Annotated in this window: 17 protein-coding genes and 1 pseudogene; 3 read left to right on the top strand and 15 right to left on the bottom strand. The window is 70.2% G+C overall.

The window, feature by feature from the left end; genetic code table 11:
- Positions 1 to 2,040, bottom strand: a 2,040-nt coding sequence (locus A1QA_RS12855) for a right-handed parallel beta-helix repeat-containing protein (protein ID WP_208853884.1), incomplete at its 3' end; no start/stop codon positions are given.
- A gap of 340 nt (positions 2,041 to 2,380) precedes the next feature.
- On the opposite strand from A1QA_RS12855, the gene A1QA_RS0100280 reads away from it, so the two are divergent.
- Complete coding sequence (locus tag A1QA_RS0100280; protein WP_017176934.1) at positions 2,381 to 2,620, top strand: RNA-binding S4 domain-containing protein; 240 nt, start codon at positions 2,381 to 2,383, stop codon at positions 2,618 to 2,620.
- A 159-nt stretch (positions 2,621 to 2,779) separates the two neighbouring features.
- Here A1QA_RS0100280 and dnaE read toward each other — a convergent pair whose 3' ends face one another.
- Positions 2,780 to 6,379 carry a DNA polymerase III subunit alpha gene (gene dnaE / locus A1QA_RS0100285; protein ID WP_017176935.1) on the bottom strand — a complete coding sequence of 1,200 codons (3,600 nt, stop codon included), beginning with the start codon at positions 6,377 to 6,379 and terminating at the stop codon, positions 2,780 to 2,782.
- A gap of 549 nt (positions 6,380 to 6,928) precedes the next feature.
- Here dnaE and A1QA_RS15650 point away from each other — a divergent pair.
- A pseudogene (locus A1QA_RS15650) lies at positions 6,929 to 7,057 on the top strand (IS256 family transposase); the annotation flags it as partial.
- Positions 7,058 to 7,672: 615 nt separating this feature from the next.
- Entirely contained in the window at positions 7,673 to 8,599 is a 927-nt protein-coding gene (locus A1QA_RS15655; protein WP_154652177.1) for a GIY-YIG nuclease family protein, read from the top strand.
- A gap of 78 nt (positions 8,600 to 8,677) precedes the next feature.
- Here the strand turns inward: A1QA_RS15655 and A1QA_RS0100300 are convergent, their stop codons facing one another.
- The 13 genes from A1QA_RS0100300 to murD form a co-directional block, all read right to left on the bottom strand.
- Entirely contained in the window at positions 8,678 to 9,244 is a 567-nt protein-coding gene (locus tag A1QA_RS0100300; RefSeq protein WP_017176938.1) for a GNAT family N-acetyltransferase, read from the bottom strand.
- Positions 9,241 to 10,161 carry an RluA family pseudouridine synthase gene (locus tag A1QA_RS0100305; protein WP_017176939.1) on the bottom strand — a complete coding sequence of 307 codons (921 nt, stop codon included), beginning with the start codon at positions 10,159 to 10,161 and terminating at the stop codon, positions 9,241 to 9,243. Before A1QA_RS0100305 ends, A1QA_RS0100300 begins: the two co-directional genes overlap by 4 nt.
- Positions 10,158 to 11,045, bottom strand: coding sequence for a signal peptidase II (gene lspA, locus A1QA_RS12860; RefSeq protein ID WP_154652178.1), 888 nt, complete (start codon positions 11,043 to 11,045; stop codon positions 10,158 to 10,160). Before lspA ends, A1QA_RS0100305 begins: the two co-directional genes overlap by 4 nt.
- A gap of 121 nt (positions 11,046 to 11,166) precedes the next feature.
- Complete coding sequence (locus A1QA_RS0100315; protein WP_017176941.1) at positions 11,167 to 11,793, bottom strand: DivIVA domain-containing protein; 627 nt, start codon at positions 11,791 to 11,793, stop codon at positions 11,167 to 11,169.
- Positions 11,794 to 11,993: 200 nt separating this feature from the next.
- Entirely contained in the window at positions 11,994 to 12,299 is a 306-nt protein-coding gene (locus A1QA_RS0100320) for a YggT family protein (RefSeq protein ID WP_017176942.1), read from the bottom strand.
- 9 nt (positions 12,300 to 12,308) lie between these two features.
- Complete coding sequence (locus A1QA_RS0100325) at positions 12,309 to 12,764, bottom strand: cell division protein SepF (protein WP_017176943.1); 456 nt, start codon at positions 12,762 to 12,764, stop codon at positions 12,309 to 12,311.
- Positions 12,765 to 12,911: 147 nt separating this feature from the next.
- The gene (gene pgeF, locus A1QA_RS0100330; protein ID WP_017176944.1) at positions 12,912 to 13,685 is read right to left on the bottom strand and encodes a peptidoglycan editing factor PgeF; all 774 of its coding nucleotides are present in this window, start codon (positions 13,683 to 13,685) and stop codon (positions 12,912 to 12,914) included.
- A gap of 14 nt (positions 13,686 to 13,699) precedes the next feature.
- Positions 13,700 to 15,022, bottom strand: coding sequence for a cell division protein FtsZ (ftsZ, locus tag A1QA_RS0100335; RefSeq protein WP_017176945.1), 1,323 nt, complete (start codon positions 15,020 to 15,022; stop codon positions 13,700 to 13,702).
- Between the two features lie 156 nt (positions 15,023 to 15,178).
- Positions 15,179 to 16,207 carry a cell division protein FtsQ/DivIB gene (locus A1QA_RS12865; protein WP_017176946.1) on the bottom strand — a complete coding sequence of 343 codons (1,029 nt, stop codon included), beginning with the start codon at positions 16,205 to 16,207 and terminating at the stop codon, positions 15,179 to 15,181.
- Positions 16,204 to 17,706 carry a UDP-N-acetylmuramate--L-alanine ligase gene (gene murC, locus A1QA_RS0100345; protein WP_017176947.1) on the bottom strand — a complete coding sequence of 501 codons (1,503 nt, stop codon included), beginning with the start codon at positions 17,704 to 17,706 and terminating at the stop codon, positions 16,204 to 16,206. Before murC ends, A1QA_RS12865 begins: the two co-directional genes overlap by 4 nt.
- Positions 17,703 to 18,917 carry a UDP-N-acetylglucosamine--N-acetylmuramyl-(pentapeptide) pyrophosphoryl-undecaprenol N-acetylglucosamine transferase gene (locus A1QA_RS0100350; RefSeq protein ID WP_017176948.1) on the bottom strand — a complete coding sequence of 405 codons (1,215 nt, stop codon included), beginning with the start codon at positions 18,915 to 18,917 and terminating at the stop codon, positions 17,703 to 17,705. Before A1QA_RS0100350 ends, murC begins: the two co-directional genes overlap by 4 nt.
- A complete protein-coding gene (locus A1QA_RS0100355) occupies positions 18,910 to 20,334 on the bottom strand; it encodes an FtsW/RodA/SpoVE family cell cycle protein (RefSeq protein WP_017176949.1) in 1,425 nt (474 codons plus the stop codon). The genes A1QA_RS0100350 and A1QA_RS0100355 overlap by 8 nt, the downstream gene beginning before the upstream one ends.
- Complete coding sequence (gene murD / locus A1QA_RS0100360; protein ID WP_017176950.1) at positions 20,331 to 21,815, bottom strand: UDP-N-acetylmuramoyl-L-alanine--D-glutamate ligase; 1,485 nt, start codon at positions 21,813 to 21,815, stop codon at positions 20,331 to 20,333. Before murD ends, A1QA_RS0100355 begins: the two co-directional genes overlap by 4 nt.
- Positions 21,816 to 21,833 lie beyond the last annotated feature (18 nt).

The following is a 21,833-nucleotide window of genomic DNA, read 5'->3' on the forward strand; positions in this document are numbered from 1 at the left end:
GGTGGGCGCGGCGGAGGGCGCCTGGGCCTGCGCCGCCGCTGCCGCATCGGTGGTGGGCGCGGCCGAGGGTGCCTGTGCCTCGGCCGCAGTCGTGGTGGCGGGCGCGGCGCTGGCCGTCGGCTGCGCCGCGGCGTCGGCGTTCGCCGCCTGGGCGGCGGCGGGCTGCTCGCCGTTCCAGGCCGCGTTGACCAGGGCGCCCATGTTCACCGCGGTGCCGGCGTCGACGCCGATCTTCTGGGCGACCGCCGCGGGCAGGGCTTGGCCCGCGGAGGCGGCCGGGCTGCCGGACTTGAGGTGGAAGTCGGAGGACTTCCAGTCGCCGCCGCTGGTCTCCTTGACGAACAGCGGGTTGGCATCCGGGTTGCCGCGCAGGTCGAGGCTGTGGTTCTCCTTGCCGGCCGTGGTCACGCCCTTGTGGGCTGAGAAGGACTTGAGGTCCTGGGAGTAGAAGGCATCGGTCATCGAGCTCGTCCCGTACTGCCACCAGTGCAGGAAGTTGTAGTCGCCGCCCTGCGGCCGGTAGTAGGCGTTGTTGTCGATGGTGGAGATCATCTGGTTGGCGTAGACGGCGCCGGGGGCGAAGCGGTTGGCATCGCCGTCGACGGTGACCATGGAGGCGTAGCGCCAGGGGTCGTCGGGGGCGGCCTGCGTTTGCCCGGAGGAGAAGATGTTGTTGGCGACGACCACGCCGGTGGTGTCCCAGCTCAGCCCGTGCTTGGAGCTCCAGGCCTCCACCGAGGTGCAGGTCCCGTCCGAGTTCCGGCTGTTGCAGCCCTTGGAGCGGTTGTCCTCGCGCACCACGAGGCTGGTCAGCGCGTGCGAGACGGTGTTGTTCCACACGGCGGAGTTGTCGGAGCCCTGGACCCTGATGGCCGTTCCCGCGCCGTCGACGATGTTGGAGGCGATGGTGCTGTGGGAGGAGACCTCGTCGATGATGCCCAGGGGCACGTTGATGAGGTGGTTGCCGATGATGTCGGAGTTGATGACGCCCTCGTCGAACCAGATGGCGGCGGTCTGCACACTCTCATTGCTCTTCGGCAGCGAGGCGTCCCTGCCCGAGTTCGAGTCGTCCACAGTGTTGAAGGCGTAGCGCACGTTCTCCGAGTGGGTCACCTTGGTGTCAGCGATCGTGCAGTAGGCGCCGCAGTTGGTCGTGATGAACCCAGCGGAGTTCGTACCCTGCCAGTAGTTCTTCTCGATGGTCGCCCCGGAGGAGCCGTTGACGTTGAGGGCGGCCCCGCCGTTGTTCTCGAAACGGTTCCCGGTGACCTTGGCGTTCGAGGCACTGGCGAGGTGCAGCGCGCTGCCAGCCGAGGAGTAGCGGAAGGTGTTGTTCTCGATCGTCTGGCCGTCCTTGGACACGACGACCGCGCCGCCTCCCGTGAAGACGCCGATCTCGGGGTCGTTGTAGTCCCAGCGCTGGAGCGGGGCGTACTTCTCGACGACGATCCCCGACAGCGTGGAGTTCGCCCCGTGGAGGGTGAGGGCGCGGTGCTGCTGGACGACCTCGACGGTGTGCTGGTTGGGGTCGACCCCGATGACGTACGAGGTGCCGCGGTGGGGCTTGGCGTTGTAGCCGGCGTAGGAGTTGTCCGATTTCTTGAGCGTCACGGGGTCGGGGTCATCGACGTAGAAGGAGGAAGCGCTCACCTCTCCCTTGGACGCGACCTGCGTGAGCGGCTTGCCATCGACGAACACCTGCTCGGGATAGGCCGCCATGCCCTCGACCGAGGGGTTGGCGTTGGTGGTGCACACATCGCAGAAGCGGACCATGTCGTGGCCCGTCGACCATGTGCCGTCGCCCCCGGCCGACCACGAGGCCGGCACCTCGGCCCCGGAGAGGACCGGGGTCGCGCCGGACGCGGCACGGATGGTCACGCCCTTGTCGACGTAGATGTTGCCCTCGCGGTAGGTGCCATCGGCGAGCTCCACGACCTGCCCGGCGCTCGCCGCCTTGAGGGCGGCGGAAAGGGTCTTGTACGGCTTGCCCGCGGAGCCGTCCCCCGAGTCGGACCCGGACGAGGCTGAAACATGGATCACTGACTCCTGCGCGGAGGCTGCCGGGCCCATGAGCCCCGGCGCGGCTGCCCCGAGGAAGGCAATGGCGAGCAGTGCTGTGAATCGACGGTATCGGCGCATCATTGTGTCGTCGTCTCCTGGTGGTAGGCGGACCCTGCAACCGTACCGTCGTGGGCAGGCCCAAAACGGTGACGTGCTGCGCATTCACACCTTTCTGGGGTCCCAGGAGGAGCCTTTCAGGATCCTCCAAGGAACCATTCACTCGCGGCCGATCCGCGCCACGAGAGGCCCTGGGCGATCGATGCGACACGCCGTCGATCGACACATGCGCACCACAAGCCACACCTGTCACAATCGGATCATGAGCGACACGCCGCACCCCACCATCCTTGTTCGCGGAGAGATTAAATTGGGCCAGTTCTTGAAGCTCGCCAGTCTCGTCGAGGATGGCGCCGAGGCGCGGATCGCGATCCAGTCGGGCGACGTGAGCGTCAATGGCGAGGTGGAGCGGCGTCGCGGGCACCGCCTGTCCGACGGCGACGTCGTCGAGATCGACCTCCCCACTGGATCGGCAGGAGCACGGGCAAGAGTCGAGCCCTGAGCGGGAACTCGATCCGCGCGCGGGGCGACGGGCCCCGCCTCAGCCACCGTCCGCCGAGGTCAGCGGGCTCGCGGAGCAGAGGGCCGGCTGCCCCGCAAGGGGGCGCGCTCCCCACGAGCCTCGCGATCAGGGCCTGGTCAGAGCGTGTTCAGAGTTCTCTCAGTGATGGAGGCACCCAGGCCCGAGGAGCGCCTTGATGTCCGAGTAGAAGGCCTGGGAGGCCTCCACCCTCAGCGAGGGGGCGAGCTGGGTGCGCACCTCCCGCCCCGGGCTGGTGAGGTTGAGGCGCACGACGCTCGCGCCGGGGTGGCGCTCGAGGAGGTCGCGCAGTTTCTCCACCAGCGGCCCGGTGCAGCGGTTGGTCGGCAGGGTGAGGGTGACGGCCTCGTGGGTGGCGCTGGAGATGTCCGGGAGGGTGAGCTCCTGGGCGTAGAGGGAGACGGCGCCGTCGCGCCGGGTGAGCTTGCCACGGACGGTGACCACCGTGTCCGGCGCCAGCATGGTGGAGACCGTCTGGTAGGTGGAGGGGAAGAAGAGGGCCTCGATGGAGCCGCCCAGGTCCTCGATCTGGGCGATGGCCCACAGGTTGCCCTGCTTGGTGGTCTTGCGGGTGAGGCTGGTGATGAGGCCGGCGATGGTGACCATGGCGCCGTCGGGGCGCTCGTCATCCTCCACGAGGTCGGAGATCTCGGTGTCGGCGAGCTTGGCGAGGAGCGGCTCGATGCCGAGCAGCGGGTGGTCGGAGACGTAGAGGCCGAGCATGTCACGCTCGTAGGCGAGCTTGTCGCGCTTGTCCCACTCGGGCAGGTCGGGGATCTCGGCTGAGAAGACGGGACCAGAGGAGAAGGGGTCGTCGGCGCCGCCATCCCCGCCGTCGCCCATGAGGGAGGCGAAGAGGTCGAACTGGCCGGCGGCCTCGTTGCGCTTGACACCGATGATCTCGTCGACGAAGTCCTCGTGGCAGGCCTGCAGGGCGCGGCGTGACTTGCCGAGGGAGTCGAAGGCGCCGGCCTTGATGAGGGAGTCGATGGTGCGCTTGTTGCACACGACGGCGGGGACCTTGTCGAGGAAGTCCTCGAAGGAGGTGAAGTCGCCCTTCTCCTCGCGGGCCTTGACGATGGCCTCGACGACGTTGAGGCCGACGTTGCGCACGGCGGACAGCCCGAAGCGGATGTCCCCGCCGACGGCGGCGAAGCGGGCGCGGGAGGCGTTGACGTCCGGGGGAAGGACGGTGATGCCCATGTGGCGGCACTCCCCCAGGTAGACGGCGAGCTTGTCCTTGTTGTCCTTCTGGCTGGTGAGCAGGGCCGCCATGTACTCGGTCGGGTAGTGGGTCTTGAGGTAGGCGGTCCAGTAGGAGACGACGCCGTAGGCGGCGGAGTGGGCCTTGTTGAAGGCGTACTTGGCGAAGGGGACGACGACGTCCCACAGGGTCTTGACCGATTCGGCGGAGAAGCCGTTGGCGATCATGCCGGCCTCGAACTCGACGAACATCTTGTTGAGGATGTCCATCTTCTTCTTGCCCATGGCCTTGCGCAGGGCGTCGGCCTTGCCCATCGTGAAGCCCGCCAGGTCGGTGGCGATCTTCATGACCTGCTCCTGGTAGACGATGAGGCCGTAGGTGGTGCCGAGGATGGGCTCGAGGGCCTCGGCGAGCTCGGGGTGGATGGAGGTGATCTCCTGCAGCCCGTTCTTGCGCAGGGCGTAGTTGGTGTGGGACTCGGCGCCCATGGGGCCGGGCCGGTAGAGGGCGCCGACGGCGGAGATGTCTTCGAAGTTGTCGGGCTTCATGAGGCGCAGGAGGGTGCGCATGCCGCCGCCGTCGAGCTGGAAGACGCCGAGGGTCTCGCCGCGGGAGAGGAGCTCGTATGTGGCACGGTCGTCGAGCTCGATGTGGTCGATATCGAGGGCGGGCTTGCCGTTGGCGACGATGTTGTCCAGGGCGTCGGAGATGACCGTGAGGTTGCGCAGGCCCAGGAAGTCCATCTTGAGCAGGCCGAGGTGCTCGCAGGTGGGGTAGTCGAACTGGGTGATGTAGGCGCCGTCCTGGAGGCGCTGCATCATGGGGATGACGTCGGTGAGCGTGGCCGAGGACATGATGACGGCGCAGGCGTGGACGCCCCACTGGCGGGTCATGCCCTCCAGGCCCTTGGCGAGCTCGACGATCTTCTGGGCGTCGGGGTCCTCGGCGTGGAGCTTGCGGAACTCCTCCGCCTCCCCGTAGCGCTCGTCGTCGGGGTTGAAGATGCCCTTGATGGTGATGTCCTTGCCCATGATGGTGGGGGGCATCGCCTTGGTGAGGCGGTCGCCGACGGCGTAGGGATAGCCCATGACGCGGCTGGAGTCCTTGAGGGACTGCTTGGCCTTGATGACGCCGTAGGTGACGACCTGGCTGATCTTGTCCGAGCCGTACTTGTTCTTGACGTACTCGATGACCTCGTCGCGCCGGCGCTCGTCGAAGTCGACGTCGATATCGGGCATGGAGATGCGCTCGGGGTTGAGGAAGCGCTCGAAGATGAGCCCGTGGTTGAGGGGGTTGAGCTCGGTGATGCCCATGGCGTAGGCGACCATGGATCCGGCGCCGGAGCCGCGGCCGGGCCCGACGCGGATGCCGCGCGACTTGGCCCAGTTGATGTAGTCGGCCACGACGAGGAAGTACCCGGGGAAGCCCATCTGGACGATGACGCCGATCTCGTACTCGGCCTGCTTGCGGCAGTCCTCGGGGATCTGGCCGCCGAAGCGCTTGTCCATCCCGGCCCAGCACTCCTTGATGAACCATGACTCCATGGTCTCGCCCTCGGGGACGGGGAAGGCGGGCATGAAGGAGGCGCCGTCGTCGACGGTCTCGAAGTGGACGTCGCACTGCTCGGCCACGAGGAGGGTGTTGTCGCAGGCCTCGGGCATCTCCTTGAAGAGCTCGCGCATCTCGCGGCCCGGGCGCAGGTAGTAGGTGTCGCCGTCGAACTTGAAGCGGTCGGGGTCGGACAGGACGGAGCCGGAGTTGATGCACAGCATGGCGTCCTGGATGGTGCGGTCCTCGGGGCGCACGTAGTGGGAGTCGTTGGTGGCCAGCAGGGGGGCGCCGATCGTCGTGGACAGGCGCAGGAGGTCCTGGGTGACGCGGCGCTCGATCTCGAGCCCGTGGTCCATGAGCTCGACGTAGAAGTAGTCCTTGCCGAAGATGTCCTGGAGCTCGCCGGCGGCTCGCACGGCCTCATCCCACTGGCCGAGCCGCAGGCGGGTCTGGACCTCCGAGGAGGGGCAGCCGGTGGAGGAGATGAGGCCCTTGGCGTAGCGGCTGATGAGCTCGCGGTCCATGCGGGGGGCCTTGCCCATCTGGCCCTCGAGGGAGGCGTAGGAGTCCAGGCGCATGAGGTTGTGCAGGCCCTCGTTGTCCCGGGACAGGAGGGTCATATGCGTGTAGGACCCGCGGGCGGAGACGTCGTCCCGGCGCTGGGACTCGTCACCCCAGAAGACGCGGGTCTTGTCGTGCCGGGAGGTGCCGGGGGTGAGGTAGGCCTCGACGCCGATGATGGGCTTGATGCCGGCCTTGCGGGCGGCGGCGTAGAACTCGTAGGCGCCGAACATGTAGCCGTGGTCCGTGATGGCCAGCGCCTTCTGGCCCAGCCGCTTGGCCTCGGCGACGTAGTCCTTGATCTTCCCCGCGCCGTCCAGCATGGAGTAGTCGGTGTGGACGTGGAGGTGGACGAAGTCGTCCGCTGGTGTGGTCTGATCCTGCTCGCTGCTCGCACCCGCCATGGAGCCATCCTAGGCCCTGGTCGGGGGGCTGCCAGCCCTCGCCCGCGACCGGGCCCCGGCGGGGGAGGCCTGTTCGGCGATGCAAGCGCGCACTGGCGCGAGCCGGGATGCACCCGATTCGCCGCCGCTCGCATAGGCCGATGGGGTCCACCAGCCACCCACCGCGGACCTGGCGAGAAATGGCGAGGTTTGAGGATTGCTCGGCCAGTTCGCGGCCCGCTCCACAGCACCAGCAAGAGCCCTACCCCTCCGACCTGCGCCGTTACAGATGGTGACGCGCCGTCAGCAAAAGGAATCTTCAAACCTCGCCACCTGACGGACGAGCCGCGCAGTCGCACGAGGCAGAGAGAGGCGGCCAATCTCCTCGAGCGCTACCGACAGCACTCCAGGGCCTAACGCATCAGCGGCCAGGGGTGAGTCTCTTAGTGTGGTGGCAATTCCCGTGGTGCCCGGCTCGTCGTGGTCGGGTCCGTTGGCTCGCTGTGGCCGGGGGTGGGCATCGTAGGGATCCGAGTTCTTCGACCAAGATTCACAAGGAGTGTCCCCACGATGCCCAGGAACCAGCCTGCTGTGTCCGCCCCGATCCGGGAAGTCCTGGACGACCCGAGCCTGGCCCACGACAACGTGTTCCGCCGGATGCTGCAGGCCGGACTGCAGGACCTGGTGGAGGCCGAGGCCGATGGGGTCTGCCACTCCCCTGCTCCCCCACTGCGGATCGGACGAGAAGTGGCGAGGTTTGAGGATTGCTCGGCCATTTCGCGGCCCGCACCCCGGCGCCAGCAAGAGCCCTACCCCTCTGACCTCTGCCGTTACAGATGGCTACATGCCGTCAGCAAAAGGAATCCTCAAACCTCGCCACCTGACGGACGAGCCTCGCGGCCGCACACCACTGCGAACGGCGCCCGGCCATCCTGAGCACCGCCGTGGGCGCCTGCCCACGACCAGGCGCGCCCCTCAGTTCCCGTCACCCACACCCCCGGCCATGGGAAGGCAAGGGCGATGCGAGCGGCGATGCACTGGCGCGAGCCGGGATGCACCCGATTCGCCGCCGCTCGCTTGGGGGTGCCTGGGTCCCAGCGCCTACCCGCACCTCAACGCTCGCGCCGATGGCCCCATGCTGAAGTGCACCGCCTCTTCCAGACGCCTGGCACCCACCTCAGGGCGAAGGGGTCAGGCTATCGTTGGAATAGTAAGGATTTCCCGTTCTGCTTACGAGGCGGTATAGTCCAAATCCGTCGCGACCTGGGCGATTCCATGAATTTTCATGCCAGAACGCGAATCAAAGGAGAGCCCATGACTACCCCTACCGATTTCTTGGACGAAGACGTTCGCAAGCAAGTAGCGAAAGAATTAGGTCGTTATGTCTACATGCTCGTCGACCCCCGCGACGGCATCCCCTTCTATGTCAGCAAAGGACAAGACCTCCACCTCGATGCTCACGAACGAGAGATTGACTTCGACGACGAGGGTCAACACAAGAATGATCAAAATACTCAAAACGACAAGACCGAAAAGATCAGGGAGATCAAAGATGCTGGCGACAAGGTAGAAAAATGGATTGTCCGACACAATATGACCAAGCCCGAGTACACTGCGGTTGAAGTAGCCCTTATTGACCTCCTCACGTCCATGCCGATCGCTCGCACCACAAAAGACACCCGTCGCCAGCCTCTTCACGTCGCAAAGGGCCAACTCACCAACCAACGGCGGGAGAAGGCCGCCGGCCACGGCATCCAGCGGCTCGACGACCTCATCATCAAGCGCGCCGCTCCTCCACTCACAACTACCGAGCCTCTTCTCATTATCAAACTCGGCGAATGGAAGAATGCCAACGAGCCTGAAGACATGCCAGGAGGCTGGCAGCGCCACGGCTACGGCTACAAGAAGGAATGGCTCGGCGAGGCGCGCCATCAGCATATGGAGGAGATCGCAAAGTCAGCATGCGGCTGGTGGAACATCAGCCCGCAGAGCGTCAAGAGAGAGAAGATCAAGTACGCTGTTGCCGTCTACCTAGGGGTCACGCGCGCACTCCTCAAGATCGATCCAGACTCATGGGTGGAGCATCAAGACTACGGCAACAAGTCTTATCGACGAGCTTTCGAGTACACTCTCATCACCGAGGGCGACGACTACGATGACATCGTTGGTGAATACGGGTATCGCCTCGGAAAAGGCTGGGATAGTCAAAACAGGCACTACTGGCGAGGCCCTGAGAAATGAGACTGCTGAGCCACATGTAGGAGATATGTCCCTCAGCGGCTACTTCTGGGAAAAGAACCGGCGTGCTAGGAACTCGAACTACCGGGCCCGCCGGGTGAGGGTGCGGGCCATGTCCTGGTGGGGGATGCCGGCGTCGAGGTAGGACTCGCCGCTGACCACTTCATAGCCGCAGCGCTCGTAGAAGCCCATCGCCTGCTCCTGGGCGGAGAGCACCACCGTGACGCTCACAGCGCCGTCGGCGCCTGGCACCCCCGCGCGCTCCAGCGCGACCTCCTCCAAAGCTGCCGCCATCCGCGCGCCCAGGCCCGTCCCCCGGCACACCCGGCGCACCGCCAGCCTGCCCAGGTGGACCTGCCCCTCATGCTCCGGCTCCAGGAGGATCCGGCCCGCCCCCAGCGGCGTCCCGTCGCTCCCCCGCGCGAGCACGTGGATCGTCGTCGGCTCGAAGTCCCGGGCGTCGATCTCCTCAACGAAGGGCACATCCTGCTCGTCGACGAACACCTCCAGGCGCACATCCGCCACCCCGGAGCGCAGCGCGTCCGCCGCCGGGCCCGACTCGTCGCCCGCCGCGCTCGTGAACCCGATCGGCTCGACAACCGCCGTCGCCGGCGCGATCCGCAGCTCCACCGTCCCCACCAGGCTCATACCGACCTCAGCACATCGAGCGCATGGGCTAGGTCCTCCGGGTACTCCGAGCGGAACCGCATCGACTCCCCCGTGATCGGATGATCGATGCCGAGCTCCACCGCGTGCAGCCACTGCCGGACCAGCCCGGTCCTCTCCGCGAGCCCCGCATCGGCGCCATAGGTCTCGTCCCCCACGCAGGGATGGCCCACCGCAGCCATATGCACGCGGATCTGATGCGTCCGCCCCGTCTCCAGATGCACCTCCGCCAGGCACGCGCGCGGCATCACCTCGATGACGTCGTAATGGGTGATCGACTCCCGGCCGCCGTCGATGATCGCCATCTTCCACTCGCGGCTCGGATGCCGCCCGATCGGCGCATCGATCGTCCCCGAGGACGGATCGAGATGCCCCTGGACGAGCGCGTGGTAGACCTTGTCCACCTCATGGTTCCGGAAAGCCCGCTTGAGCACGGAGTACGCGCGCTCCCCCTTCGCCACGATCATGACCCCGGAGGTCCCCACATCCAGGCGGGAGACGATCCCCTGCCGCTCCGCCGCGCCGGAGGTCGCCACGCGCACGCGCATCGCCTTGAGCGCGCCGAGCACATCGGGCCCGTCCCAGCCCATCGACGGGTGGGCGGCCACGCCGGCCGGCTTGTCGACGACGACGATGTCCTCGTCCTCGTACAGGATCCCCATCCCCTCCACCGGAGTCGCGACCGGTTCCGCGGGCCGGGAATCAGGCAGCTCGACCTCCAGCATGGCGCCGCCGACGACGCGGTCCGACTTCCCCAGGGGCGCCCCCTCCATCCGGGCGGCGCCATCGGCGCACATCTCGGCAGCCTTGGAGCGGGACAGCCCGGTCATCCGGGCGATGGCGGCGTCAGCGCGCTCGCCGTCGAGCCCGTCGGGGACGGGCAGGAGGCGCAGGCTCATGACCGCTCCCCCGCGTCGCGGCGGTTCCTCGCCCGTCTGGACATGCGCGTCTCGCCGCGGTTCTCAGCGGGGGCCGCCGCCCGGTTGGCCCCGCCATCGCCATCCGCGGATCCAGCGCTCCCCGCCGCGCCGTCCGGACCGCCCGTGCCGTCCGTCCTGTCCCCATCCTTGCCCGCGCGGGTACCGTCCAGATTGATGCCCAGGATGGAGAGGACCATGATGACGCCAGCCGCGCCGACGATCGCGATATCGGCCACGTTGCCGACGAACTGCCCCCCGTAGTCGATGAAGTCGACGACGTGCCCGCGCAGGAATCCCGGAGCGCGGACGAGACGGTCAATGAGATTGCCGACGGCGCCGCCGAGCACGAGGCCCAGGGCGATCGTCCACGCGCGCGAGCCGAGGCGCCGCGAGGCCCGCACGACGACGACCACCACCACGAGCGCGACGATCGAGAAGATCCAGGTCTGGCCCGTGGCGAAGGAGAAGGCGGCGCCGGGGTTGCGCACGAGGATGAGGCCCAGGAGGTCCCCGATGATCGGGATCCGCGCGTGCCCGGACAGGGCCTCCACCGCCCACAGCTTCGTCAACTGGTCCACGAGAATGAGGAGCGCCGCGATGAGGCAGACGAGTGGCAGCGCGCCCATGCGCCCAAGTCGGCCACGCAAGCCGTCGATGATCCCCCCGTGAGGGGCGGGACCGCTCTCACCAGTGCTCGCGCTCGACGACGCGGGATCGTCTGGCCCTGCCTGGGCGGGCGAGGGCGCGAAGAGCCCCGCCCCGCTCGAAGACGTCGCCGGCGAATGGGCGGAGGCGCGCGTGCCTGGGGCCTCGGCTCCCGAAGCAGCGGCGGGTTGGATCTGGGGGATGTCGTCGTCGGTCATGAGTTCTTCCGGGGGTCAGCGCGGTGCGCGTACGCGTCGAGGGCGGCCACCCGCTTGGGGTCGCCGCCCTCGACGATGGGCGTGCGGTGCCCGGCGCGCGGGCGCCGGGCGTCCGGGCCGATCAGATGTGGCCGGCCTCGGTGCTGGAGCCCTCCTCGACGTTGGTGAGGAGGTTGGTGAGGTAGCTCTTGAGGCGGGTCCGGTAGTCGGACTCGAAGCGGCGCAGCTCGTCGATCTTGTGCTCCAGGCCGGAGCGCTCCTTCTCGAGCTGGGCAAGGGTGCGGTTGCGCTGGTCCTCGGCGTCGCGGACGATCTGCTCACCGGTGGCACGCGCCTCGGCGACGATGCGCTCACCCTCCGCCTTGCCGTTGGACACGTGCTCGTCGTGCAGGCGCTGGGCGAGCTCGAGCATACCGGAGGCGGCGCCGGGCTCGTCCCCGTTGCCACCCATGGCGGACAGGGCCGGGGAAACTGTGGGGGCGGAGACCGCCGGAGGCTCGTTGACAGGAGCGGCAGCCACAACGGGCGCGGCACCGGTGCTCACGGGGGCGGCCTGGGAGAGCTCCTCGATGCGGCGGTTGGCGGCGTCGAGCTTCGCCTTGAGCTCGACGTTCTCTGCCTCGAGCTGGCGCATCGCCTCGACGACCTCGTCAAGGAACTCGTCGACCTCGTCCTGCTCGTAACCCTCGCGGAACTTCGTCGCCTGGAACTTCTTGTTGAGGACGTCGTCTGCTGTCAGCAGCGTCATATCGTCACCTCGGTGTCGTTACGGACATTGTCACAAGCACCGGACCAACCGGTGACTCACGCTGACTACAGTACCTGAACTGACGGCGCGCGGGGCCGGAGAGGGACGCGAATCACGCTGTCCTCGTCACACCCACACCGCCCCGTCCCCCTTGCCAGGAGCGGGAAAAAGCAGGTCATCCCTAGTTCGTGAGCGTCCCCTCACACTGCCCTGGCGAGCATCGCGAGGAGCTGCTGGACGATCATGATGCCGAACCAGAGCGCCAGGAAGCTCAGGTCGATGCCGAAGGAGCCCAGGTTGAGGGCGGGGATGCGCCGCCGGAGGAAGCGCAGCGGGGGGTCTGTCAGGGAGTAGACGAGGTTGGCGATGACGAGCACCGGGCCTGTGGGCCGCCACGACCTGGCGAAAACCGTCACGAGGTCGAGCACGACCCTGATGACGAGGATGAGGATGTAGATGCCCAGCAGACTGTTGACGATCGAGATGATCGCGACGAGCGCGCTCACGCCAGTGGCTCAGCTCTGGTTGAAGAAGCGGTCGTGCTCCTCGACCTCGCCATCGTCGATCTCGACGCTCGCGGGGGTGAGCAGGAAGACCCGGGGGGTGATGGGCTCGATGGCGCCGCGCAGGCCGTGCACGAGCCCGGCGGAGAAGTCCACCATCCGGCGGGCCTCGGCCTCGCTCATGCCGGTGAGGTTGATGATGACGGGAGCGCCGTCGCGGAAGGCCTCGCCGATGACACGGGCCTCGTTGTAGGTGGAGGGGTGCACCGTGACGATGCGGCGCAGGTCGGGCATGGACACCGGCTCCAGGGAGGTCTCGTAGGAGCTCGAGGCGGCGGGCTCGGGCTCAGACTCCTCGACGACCTGGTCGAAAACGGGGGCGTAGACCTCCTCATCCTCGGCGTAGAGGTCCTGCTGCTCGGGCTCGGTGTACCCGAGGAATGTCGACATCTTGCGCAGTGCGCTCATGGCTGGCTCCTTCTCCGTTAGCTCCCCGGGCCTCCCCTGGCTTCCCGGTGTGGGCGACGTTATCGGTCATCGGAGCGCGCGCCGGTGATTGGGCACGGCGTGTCCTCAGAGCAACGGCAGAGCAATACCCCTGCGATCAGGCAATTCTCAGATTGTTGTCAGGACGATACCAGCAAGGCGCCCCGTAGCGCCCTCGCGGCGATAGGAGAAGAAGCGCTCGTCCTCGAAGGTGCACCACTGGCTCGGCGCGATCCGCCCGACGCCGCAGCGCTGGAGCTGGGCGATGACGCCGGCGGCGACGTCGAGCCCGGGCGTCCCCCAGGAGGTGGTGGCGGCGCAGGCCGGCTCGATCGCGGCGGCCTCGTCGCGCATGGACTCGGGCACCTCGTAGCAGCGCCCGCAGATGCTGGGCCCGATGGCGGCGCTCATCCCCGCCGGGTCCGCCCCAAGGCTCGCCATCTCCTCGACCGCCCGGGCCACGACGCCGCCCAGCATTCCCCGGCGGCCCGCGTGGACCGCGGCCACCAGGAGCCCGTCGGCGGAGGCGAGGAGGAGAGGAACGCAGTCGGCGACGAGGACGCCCGCCCCGCGCAGGGGGCGGGAGCAGGCCTGCTCGGCGCGCGCGTCGAGGACGAGGGCGTCGGCCCTCGGCGCGCTCCCCCGCTCGGCTCGGGCGACGACGTCGGAGTGGACCTGGTTCATCCAGGCGATATCGCCGTCTCCCAGGCCGACGGCCTCCTCCAGCCAGGCCCGGCAGGCCGCCACATGCGCGGGATCGTCGTCGACATGGGCGGCGAGGTTGAGCCCGGTGTAGCGCTCATCGGCTGGGGCGGGCAGACGCGAGGCCCCCGCGCCGCGGGTGGTGAAGCACCCGCGGGCGCGAGGGCCCAGGTCGGCCTCGAGGAGGCCGGGGATCGTCATGCCGGCGCCCGCGCTCAGCGCAGGAAGTCGGGCAGGTCGATGGTGTCCTCGGCGTCGGCGCCCAGCATCGGGGGCACCGCGAGCTCCACGGGGGGCTGCTCGGCGGCGGCGTCGACGAACACGGGCACGGAGCCAGTGTTGTCCGACGGCGAGACCGGGACGGTGGCGGGGCGCTCCTGGGCGGCGGGCTCCGGGAGCGGCGGGACCGCGCTGGGGGCGGAGGCGGCCACCGGGGCGGACTTCGCCACGGGCGGCGCCGGGACCGGGGTGGTCACCGGGGCCGGGTCGGCCGCGTGCGAGGAGCTGCGGGGCTCGACGGTGCGGGTGGCCGGCTGGGCGGAGTGGCGCGCGCTCTTCTGGGAGGCCGCGCGGTCGAGGCCGGCCGGGACGGGCTCCTCGTCGAAGCCCGCCGCGATGACGGTGACGCGGACCTCGTCGCCCAGGGCGCCGTCGACCACGTTGCCGAAGATGATGTTGGCCTCGGGGTGGACGGACTCGCGCACGAGGTTCGCGGCCTCGGAGATCTCGAAGAGGCCGAGGTCGGAGCCGCCCTGGAAGAAGATGAGAACACCGTGGGCGCCGTCGATGGAGGACTCCAGCAGCGGGGAGGCGATGGCCTGCTCGGTGGCGGCCAGCGCGCGGCCCTCGCCGGTGGCCGAGCCGATGCCCATGAGGGCGCTGCCGGCGTTCTGCATGACGGACTTGACGTCGTTGAAGTCGACGTTGATGAGACCGGGGGTCGTGATGAGCTCGGTGATGCCCTGAACACCTTGGAGGAGGACCTGATCGGCCTGCTTGAAGGCATCGACCACGGAGATGTTGCGGTCCGCGATCTGCAGGAGGCGGTCGTTGGGGATGACGATGAGGGTGTCGACCTCGGCGCGGAGCTTGTTGACGCCCTCCTCGGCCTGGGCGGCGCGGCGACGGCCCTCGAAGGAGAAGGGGCGGGTGACGACGCCGATGGTCAGGGCGCCGAGCTCGTGGGCGACCCGCGCCACGACGGGCGCGGCGCCGGTGCCGGTGCCGCCGCCCTCCCCGGCGGTCACGAAGACCATGTCCGCGCCCTCGAGGGCCTCGCGGATCTCCTCCTCGTGGTCCTCGGCGGCCTTGCGGCCGATCGACGGGTCCGCCCCGGCGCCGAGGCCGCGGGTCAGGTCCCGGCCGACGTCGAGCTTCGTGTCCGCGTCGGACATGATGAGGGCCTGGGCGTCGGTATTGACCGCCAGGAACTCCACGCCGCGCAAGTCGGCCTCGATCATGCGGTTGACGGCGTTGACTCCGCCACCGCCGACGCCCACGACCTTGATGATCGCCTGGTAGTGCTGGGACTCCACCACTGTCTGCCTCCGCGCTCGTGCGAGCCCTCTGGGCTCCCCTCAACCCTCAACCTCACGTTGAGGTTTATACTTATGTCATTCTTGCGATGACAAGGGCAACGCTATGGGTCCGTGGCAGCACCGGTGCGGATTTTCCTCGGCGTGTCAGACGCGCGCTCAACGGGTCGTCGGATTATGCGGCGCCGAGACGTCGTAGACGCTGGCCTGCGTGGTCAGCAGAGTGGTGAGGACCTGCGCCTTGAGGGCGTTCTGGGAGCCGTCGCCCCACACGACGCTCGCCCCGCCCACTAGTGACAGCGAGACCTGGCCCGTGGTGGAGATCGTCACCTGGGAGACCTGCTGACGGGTGGTCCCATCGAGGCTGCCCACGACGGCGGTCATCGTCGCCACCTGCGCGGCGTTGAGGGGCGGGGCGCTGCCCTCGGCGGCCCCCTCCGCGGCCAGGAGCGCCAGGCCAGCGGGAGCCTCGGTGACGGTCTCCAGGACGACGGCCTCTGAGTCGAGCACCGCGTAGCCGTCGTCGGTCTGCTGGACGGCCACCGGGGTCCTCAGCTCCAGGGAGACGGTGAGGCCATGGGGCCAGGAGCGGGTGACGGTGGCCGAGCGCACGCGGACGAGGCCATTGGCGACCTCGCCGCCGAGGCGGTCGACGTCGAGGCGCACGAGGGACTCCCCCGTGTGGGAGGCCAGCACCTCCTGGACCTCGCTGGCGCTGACGGCGCCGTCAGTGCCCTCGACGGTGATGCTCTGGGGGCGCAGGGCCAGGAGCGGGGAGTAGAGGACCGCCCAGGCGATCGCCGCGATGATGAGGAGGACGACGATGGCGCTCGTCAGGCGCCGCGCTCTGAGGGAGCGGGCGGCCCGGCGCCGCTCGGCCAGGCGGTCGGTGAGACCCGTGGAGACGACGGACGAGGCCGCGTGCTCGCGCAGGCGCCCCATGGAACCGGGCTCGGCCCTGGTGGCGACCTCGGTGGAGCCGGAGTCCGCGCTGCTGGCGGAGGATGCGGCCGTCCGGCTTGGGGCCTGCTGGGCCTGTCGGGGCTGGTCGGCCTGCCCAGTCTTCCCAGGATCGCCAGCGCCCTCGACCCGCTCGATCTGCTCAGTCCTCTCCGCCTGCTCGATCTCCTCGGCGGCGGTGGGCCCGGCGGGATCGGGCGCTGGGCGCGGAGCGTGGGGCCTCCTCATCGGCTCCCCTGGGCCTCGCCGTCGGGGGCGGGCGACGCCGCGAGATCGGCGAGGACCACCTCGCCCAGCGCGGTGACGTCCCCGGCCCCCACCGTCAGGAGGAGGTCGCCAGGACGGGCCAGGGCGGCGATGGCGTGGGCGGCCTCGACCCGGTCGGGCACGAAGCGGGCCCCGCCGCCCGGGACCTCGGCGACGATCGTGCCGCCGTTGACCCCGGGGAAGTCCTCCTGGACCTCCCGGGCCGGGTAGACATCGGCGACGACGACGGCGTCGGCCTTGGCCAGTGCCGTGCCGAAGCGGGGGGCGAAGGCAGCGGTGCGGGAGAAGAGGTGGGGCTGGAAGAGGACGAGCAGACGCCCGTCCCGCGCGGCGGCAACCCCGCGGGCGGTGGTGAGCAGCGCCTCGATCTCGGTGGGGTGGTGCGCGTAGTCGTCCACCACGCGCACGCCGCGCGCCTCGCCGCGGTCCTCGAAACGGCGGCCAGTGCCGCCGAAGGCGCCCAGGGCGTCAGCCATCGCCTGGCCCGCGACGCCCAGCTCGATACCGGCGGTCCAGGCGCCGGCGGCGTCGAGGGCCACATGGTCGCCGGGGACCCGCAGGGCGAGCGAGACCTGCTCCTGCGTGCCATCGGGGGTGGTGCGGATAAGCGCGGCGGCGGTGGAGCCCGCTCCCCTGCTGGTGATCTCGAGGCGAGTGTGGGCCTCGTGGCTGGCGCCGAGGAAGGCCGGCTCGGCGGTGCCGAAGGTCGTCACGCGCAGTCCCTCGGTCACGGCCGAGGCCGCGAGGCGGGCGGCGCCCGGGTCATCGGCGCAGGCCACGAGCAGCCCACCGGGGACGAGCCGCCGGGCGAAGTCGACGAAGGCGGCCTCGAAGGCCTCGGGAGTGCCGTAGTTGTCGAGGTGGTCGGGCTCGACGTTGGTCACCAGCGCGATGCGCGGGGTGTAGTTGAGGAAGGAGCGGTCGGACTCATCGGCCTCGGCCACGAAGGCGCGCCCGGCGCCCAGGTGCGCGCCGGTGCCCAGGGCGCGCACGACGCCGCCGATGGCGAAGGAGGGTTCCTGCCCGGCCTCGGTGAGGGCCTCGGCGAGCATCCCGGAGGTGGTGGTCTTGCCGTGGGCGCCGGCCACGGCGACGAAGTCGCGGCCCTGAGCGGCCAGGGCGAGAGCCTGGGAGCGGTGGAGGACCTCCTGGCCGCGCTGGCGGGCGATGGCCAGCTCGGGGTTGGTCTCCTTGATGGCGGTGGACACGACGAGGGTCGCCTCGGGCGGGACGTTGGCGGCCGCGTGGCCGAGGACGACGCCGAGCCCGGCGGCGGCGAGGCGGTCGAAGGCCTCTCCTCCGTTGGCGTCGGAGCCGGTGACGGTGGCGCCGCGCTCGACGAGGAGCTGAGCGACGACGCTCATGCCCGCGCCGCCGACTCCCACGAGGTGGAAGGCCCGGCCCTCCAGGCCGGCGGTGCCCAGGGCCTCCGACTGGCTGCTGCGCTCGCTGGTGCTCACTTCTTCTCCCCCTGGTCCTTCGCGCTAGTGGTGACGGCGGCTCGGATGAGGGCGCCGAGCCGCGCGGCGCCGTCGCGCACGCCCACGCCCGCCGCGGCCCTCGCCATGGCGGCGCGCTGCTCGGCGTCGGCGATGACGCTGGTGAAGGAGAGCAGGGCGTCGGCGTCGAACTCGGCGTCGGGGACGAGCCGTCCTCCCCCGGCGCCCACGCAGTCGGCGGCGTTGAGGCGCTGCTCGCCGTTGCCGATGGGCAGGGGGACGTAGAGGGCGGGAAGGCCCAGCGCCGTCAGCTCGGCGACGGTGCCAGCGCCGGAACGGCACACGACGCCGTCGGCGCAGGCGTAGGCCTGCTCCATCGTGGTCAGGTAGTCGAGGATCTGGTAGCGCCCGGTCAGGGACGGGTCCTGCGCGGCGGCGGCCGCCAGGGCCTCGCGGACGGGGCCGTCCTTGCCCTTGCCCGTGAGGTGCAGGACCTGGAGTCCCTCGGGCAGGCGGGCCATCGAGGAGGCGAGGACCTCGTTGAGGCGCTGCGCGCCGAGCGAGCCACCGGTGACGAGAAGGGTCGGGCGCTCCGGGTCGAGGCCGAGGGCGGCGGCCCCATCGCGGCGGGCAGTGGCGGCGCCGTCGGCGGTGGCCTGGGACTCGACGAGGCCGGCGATGGCCGGGCGCAGGGGCAGGCCGGTCATCTCGGTCGAGCCCTTGGCGGCCTTGAGCGGGGTGGAGGCGAAGGTGAGCGCCACGGCGCGGGCCCAGCGGGCGCCGAGCCTGTTGGCCAGGCCCGGGCGGGCGTTCTGCTCGTGGATGACGATGGGCACGCCGGCGCGGCGGGCGGCGAGATAGGCGGGGGTGGAGACGTAGCCGCCGAAGCCCACGACGACGTCGGCCTGGACGCGATCGATCGCCTCGCGCGCGGCGCGCACGGCGGAGCGCAGATTGGTGGGCAGGCGGAGCAGGTCGAGGCTCGGCTTGCGGGGAAGGGGGACGCGCGGGATGAAAGCGAGCTCGTGGCCGGCCTCGGGGACGAGGCGCGCCTCCAGGCCCTGGCGGGTGCCGAGCACGAGGATCCGGGTGGCAGGATCGCCGCCCAGGGCGGGGTCCGCCAGGGCGGCGGCGGTGGCCAGGAGGGGGTTGACGTGGCCGGCGGTGCCTCCCCCGGCGAGGAGGACGCGCAGGGGGCGCGAGGGGGCGTCGTCGGGGCGGGTGTCAGGCACGGTTCCTCCTGCGGGTCGAGATCACCGCAAGCGTACGGCGCACAGCGCCGGGGCGTGATCTCAGCGCCTGCTGGGCGCCCGGCTCCCGCCTGGCGAAGGACAGGGCTATACCGATGGCGAGCAGCACGGATATGAGCGCGCTGCCTCCCTGTGAGATGAGCGGCAGCGGGACGCCGAGCACCGGCAGGAGGTTGGTCACCACGGCCATGTTGATGATGGCCTGGCCGATGATCCACACCATGATGCCGCCGACGACGACGCTGGCGTACAGGGAGTTGGAGCGCCGGATGATCCGGGCCAGGGCCCAGCCGAGCACCGCGAAGAGGATGATGACGAGCAGCGCGCCGGCCAGGCCGAGCTCCTCGCCGAGGACCGCGTAGGCGTAGTCGGACTCGGCCTGGGTGAGGTAGCCCCACTTCTGGCGCGACGATCCCGGGCCGACGCCCTGCCAGCCTCCGGTGGCCAGGGCCCAGCGGGCGTGCTTGGGCTGGTAGCCGATGTCCAGGGGGTCGTCGCGATCGGCGTGGAGCCACACGAGGATGCGGGTGCGGCGGTTGAGGGAGATGATCGAGAAGAAGATGAACAGGGCCGCTCCGCCGATGCCGAGGGTGACGAACCAGCGCTTGGCCAGGCCCGCCATCCAGCCCGCGCCGGCCAGCAGGATGCCCAGGATGATGACGGTCCCCAGGTCCCCGCCGCCCATGACCAGCGCGATGGCGGCCAGTGGGAGGAGGCCGGCGGCGGTCTTGACCAGCCAGTGGAGGCGCTGCCAGCGCCCCTCGGCGAACCAGCGCACGATGATGAGGCCGGCGTACAGGCTGAGCCCCACCTTGATGAACTCCGAGGGCTGGGCGGTCCCGATGCCGGGGACCTCCACCCAGTTGCAGTTGCCCCCGGTGCAGGTGCCCAGCGGCGTGAAGACGAGCGACTGGAGCGCCGTGGCGCCCGCGAGGACGGGGATCGCCAGGTAGCGCAGCGCTCGCTCTGAGAGCAGCGACATCCCCCACATGCCGAGGAGGCCGACCCCGGCGAAGATGAGGTACTTGGAGAAGTCGACGACAGCGTCGCGCCCTCGTGCGGCCGAGACCACCTGCTGGACGGAGAAGACCGTCATGAGCCCGAGGGTGAGCAGGAGGACTGTGGCCAGCAGCAGCGCGTAGAAGCTCAGCAGGCTCGCGTCCGAGTCCCGCGGGCCGTCGGGGCCCCCGATCCTCCTCGCGGCTCGGCGCAGGGCGCGGCCGATGGGGCCGGGCTGGTGCTCGGGCGCGGTTGCGGGGGCGGTGGCGAGCGGCGCGTCAGCCTCGCGCTTGGAGGGCGAGCCATCCCCGGGTGCGGGGATGACGGCCGGCCGAGGACGCTGTCCGCGCGCACGACCGCTGGGGCCCGTGCGCGCGGGCCGACGTTGCTGGGCGCTCATGACCGCCCATCATCCCCGCTCTCGAGGCTCGCGGCGTGGTGGCGCGCCGCGTCGGCGAAGAGGTCACCGCGCTCGGCGTAGGAGGTGAACTGGTCCCAGGAGGCGCAGGCGGGGGCGAGCATGACGGTGTCCCCCGGCCGCGCCATGGCGGCGGAGGCGGCCACGGCGCCGTCGATGACCTCGCGGGGGGCGCCGTCGGGGACCCGGGTGACGGGAAGGCCGGGGGCCTGGGCGGCCAGGGCCTCGGACATCGCGGACTGGTCGCGCCCGATGAGGACGACGCCGCGCAGCGCGGGGGCGACGGCGCGCACGAGCTCGTGGAAGGTGGCGCCCTTGGTGTCGCCGCCCGCGATCCACACGCCGGTGCCGGCGGGCAGACCGGCGAGGGCGGCCTGCGCGGAGTGCGGGTTGGTGGCCTTGGAGTCGTCCACCCAGTCGACGCCGCCGGCCTGGGCGACGGTGACGATGCGGTGGGCGCCGGGGGCGAAGGCGCGCAGGCCCGCGGCCACGGCCTCGGGCCCGACGGTGGGCAGGCCCGCCCCGAGGGCGAGGGTGGCAGCGGCGAGGGCGTCGGCGATGATGTGGGCGGGGAGGCGGTCGGCGCTGCCGCCGGGAGCCAGGTGGGCGAGATCGTCGAGGGTGGCGATCTCGCGGCCCTCGCCGTGGCGGGCCGGGTGCAGGGCGCGGTCCACGAGGAGGCCCTCGACGCGGCCGACCTGCCCCAGGGCCGGCGCCCCCAGGGTGAAGCCGACGGCGAGGCAGCCCTCGACGACGTCGGCGTCGGCGACCATGGCGCGGGTCGCCTCGTCCTGGCAGTTGTAGACGGCGGTGCGCTGGGCGCGGGCGTAGACGCGGGCCTTGTCAGCGGCGTAGGCCTCGGGGCCGCCATGCCAGTCGAGATGGTCGGCGGCCACGTTGAGGCAGGCCGCGGAGGCAGGCGAGAGGGTCCGGGTGGTGTGGAGCTGGAAGCTGGACAGCTCAACGGCAAGGGCGTCGGCCTTCCCGGCCAGGACGGTGGAGATGACAGGGTCGCCGATGTTGCCGACGGCTGGCGCGGCGAGCCCGGCGGCGGTGAGGATGGCCGAGAGCATGCCGACCGTTGTCGTCTTGCCATCGGTGCCGGTGACGGCCAGCCAGGGGACGTCCGGGCGGGCCGAGGCGCGCTGGAGGCGCCACGCGAGCTCGATCTCGGACCAGGTCTCGATGCCGGAGGCCTGTGCGGCGGTGAGGATCGGGCCGGTGGCGGGGACTCCCGGGGAGACCACGAGGAGGCGCAGGTCGGAGGCCACCAGGGCAGCTGCGATGTCCTCGGGGCTGCCCGCCATGCGCGAGGCGACCGGGGCGGTGAGCGCCTCGACGGCCTCAGCGCGGCCGTCGTAGGCGTGGACCTCGGCGCCCAGGGTTGTCAGGGCGGAGACGACGGCGGCGCCGGTCTTGCCCAGGCCCACCACTCCGACGCGCGCACCGGCCAGCTCGTTCATCGCGGGACTTCCATTCCT

Source organism: Actinomyces timonensis DSM 23838, assembly GCF_000295095.1.
In the GTDB taxonomy this organism is placed as follows: Bacteria; Actinomycetota; Actinomycetes; order Actinomycetales; family Actinomycetaceae; genus Actinomyces; species Actinomyces timonensis.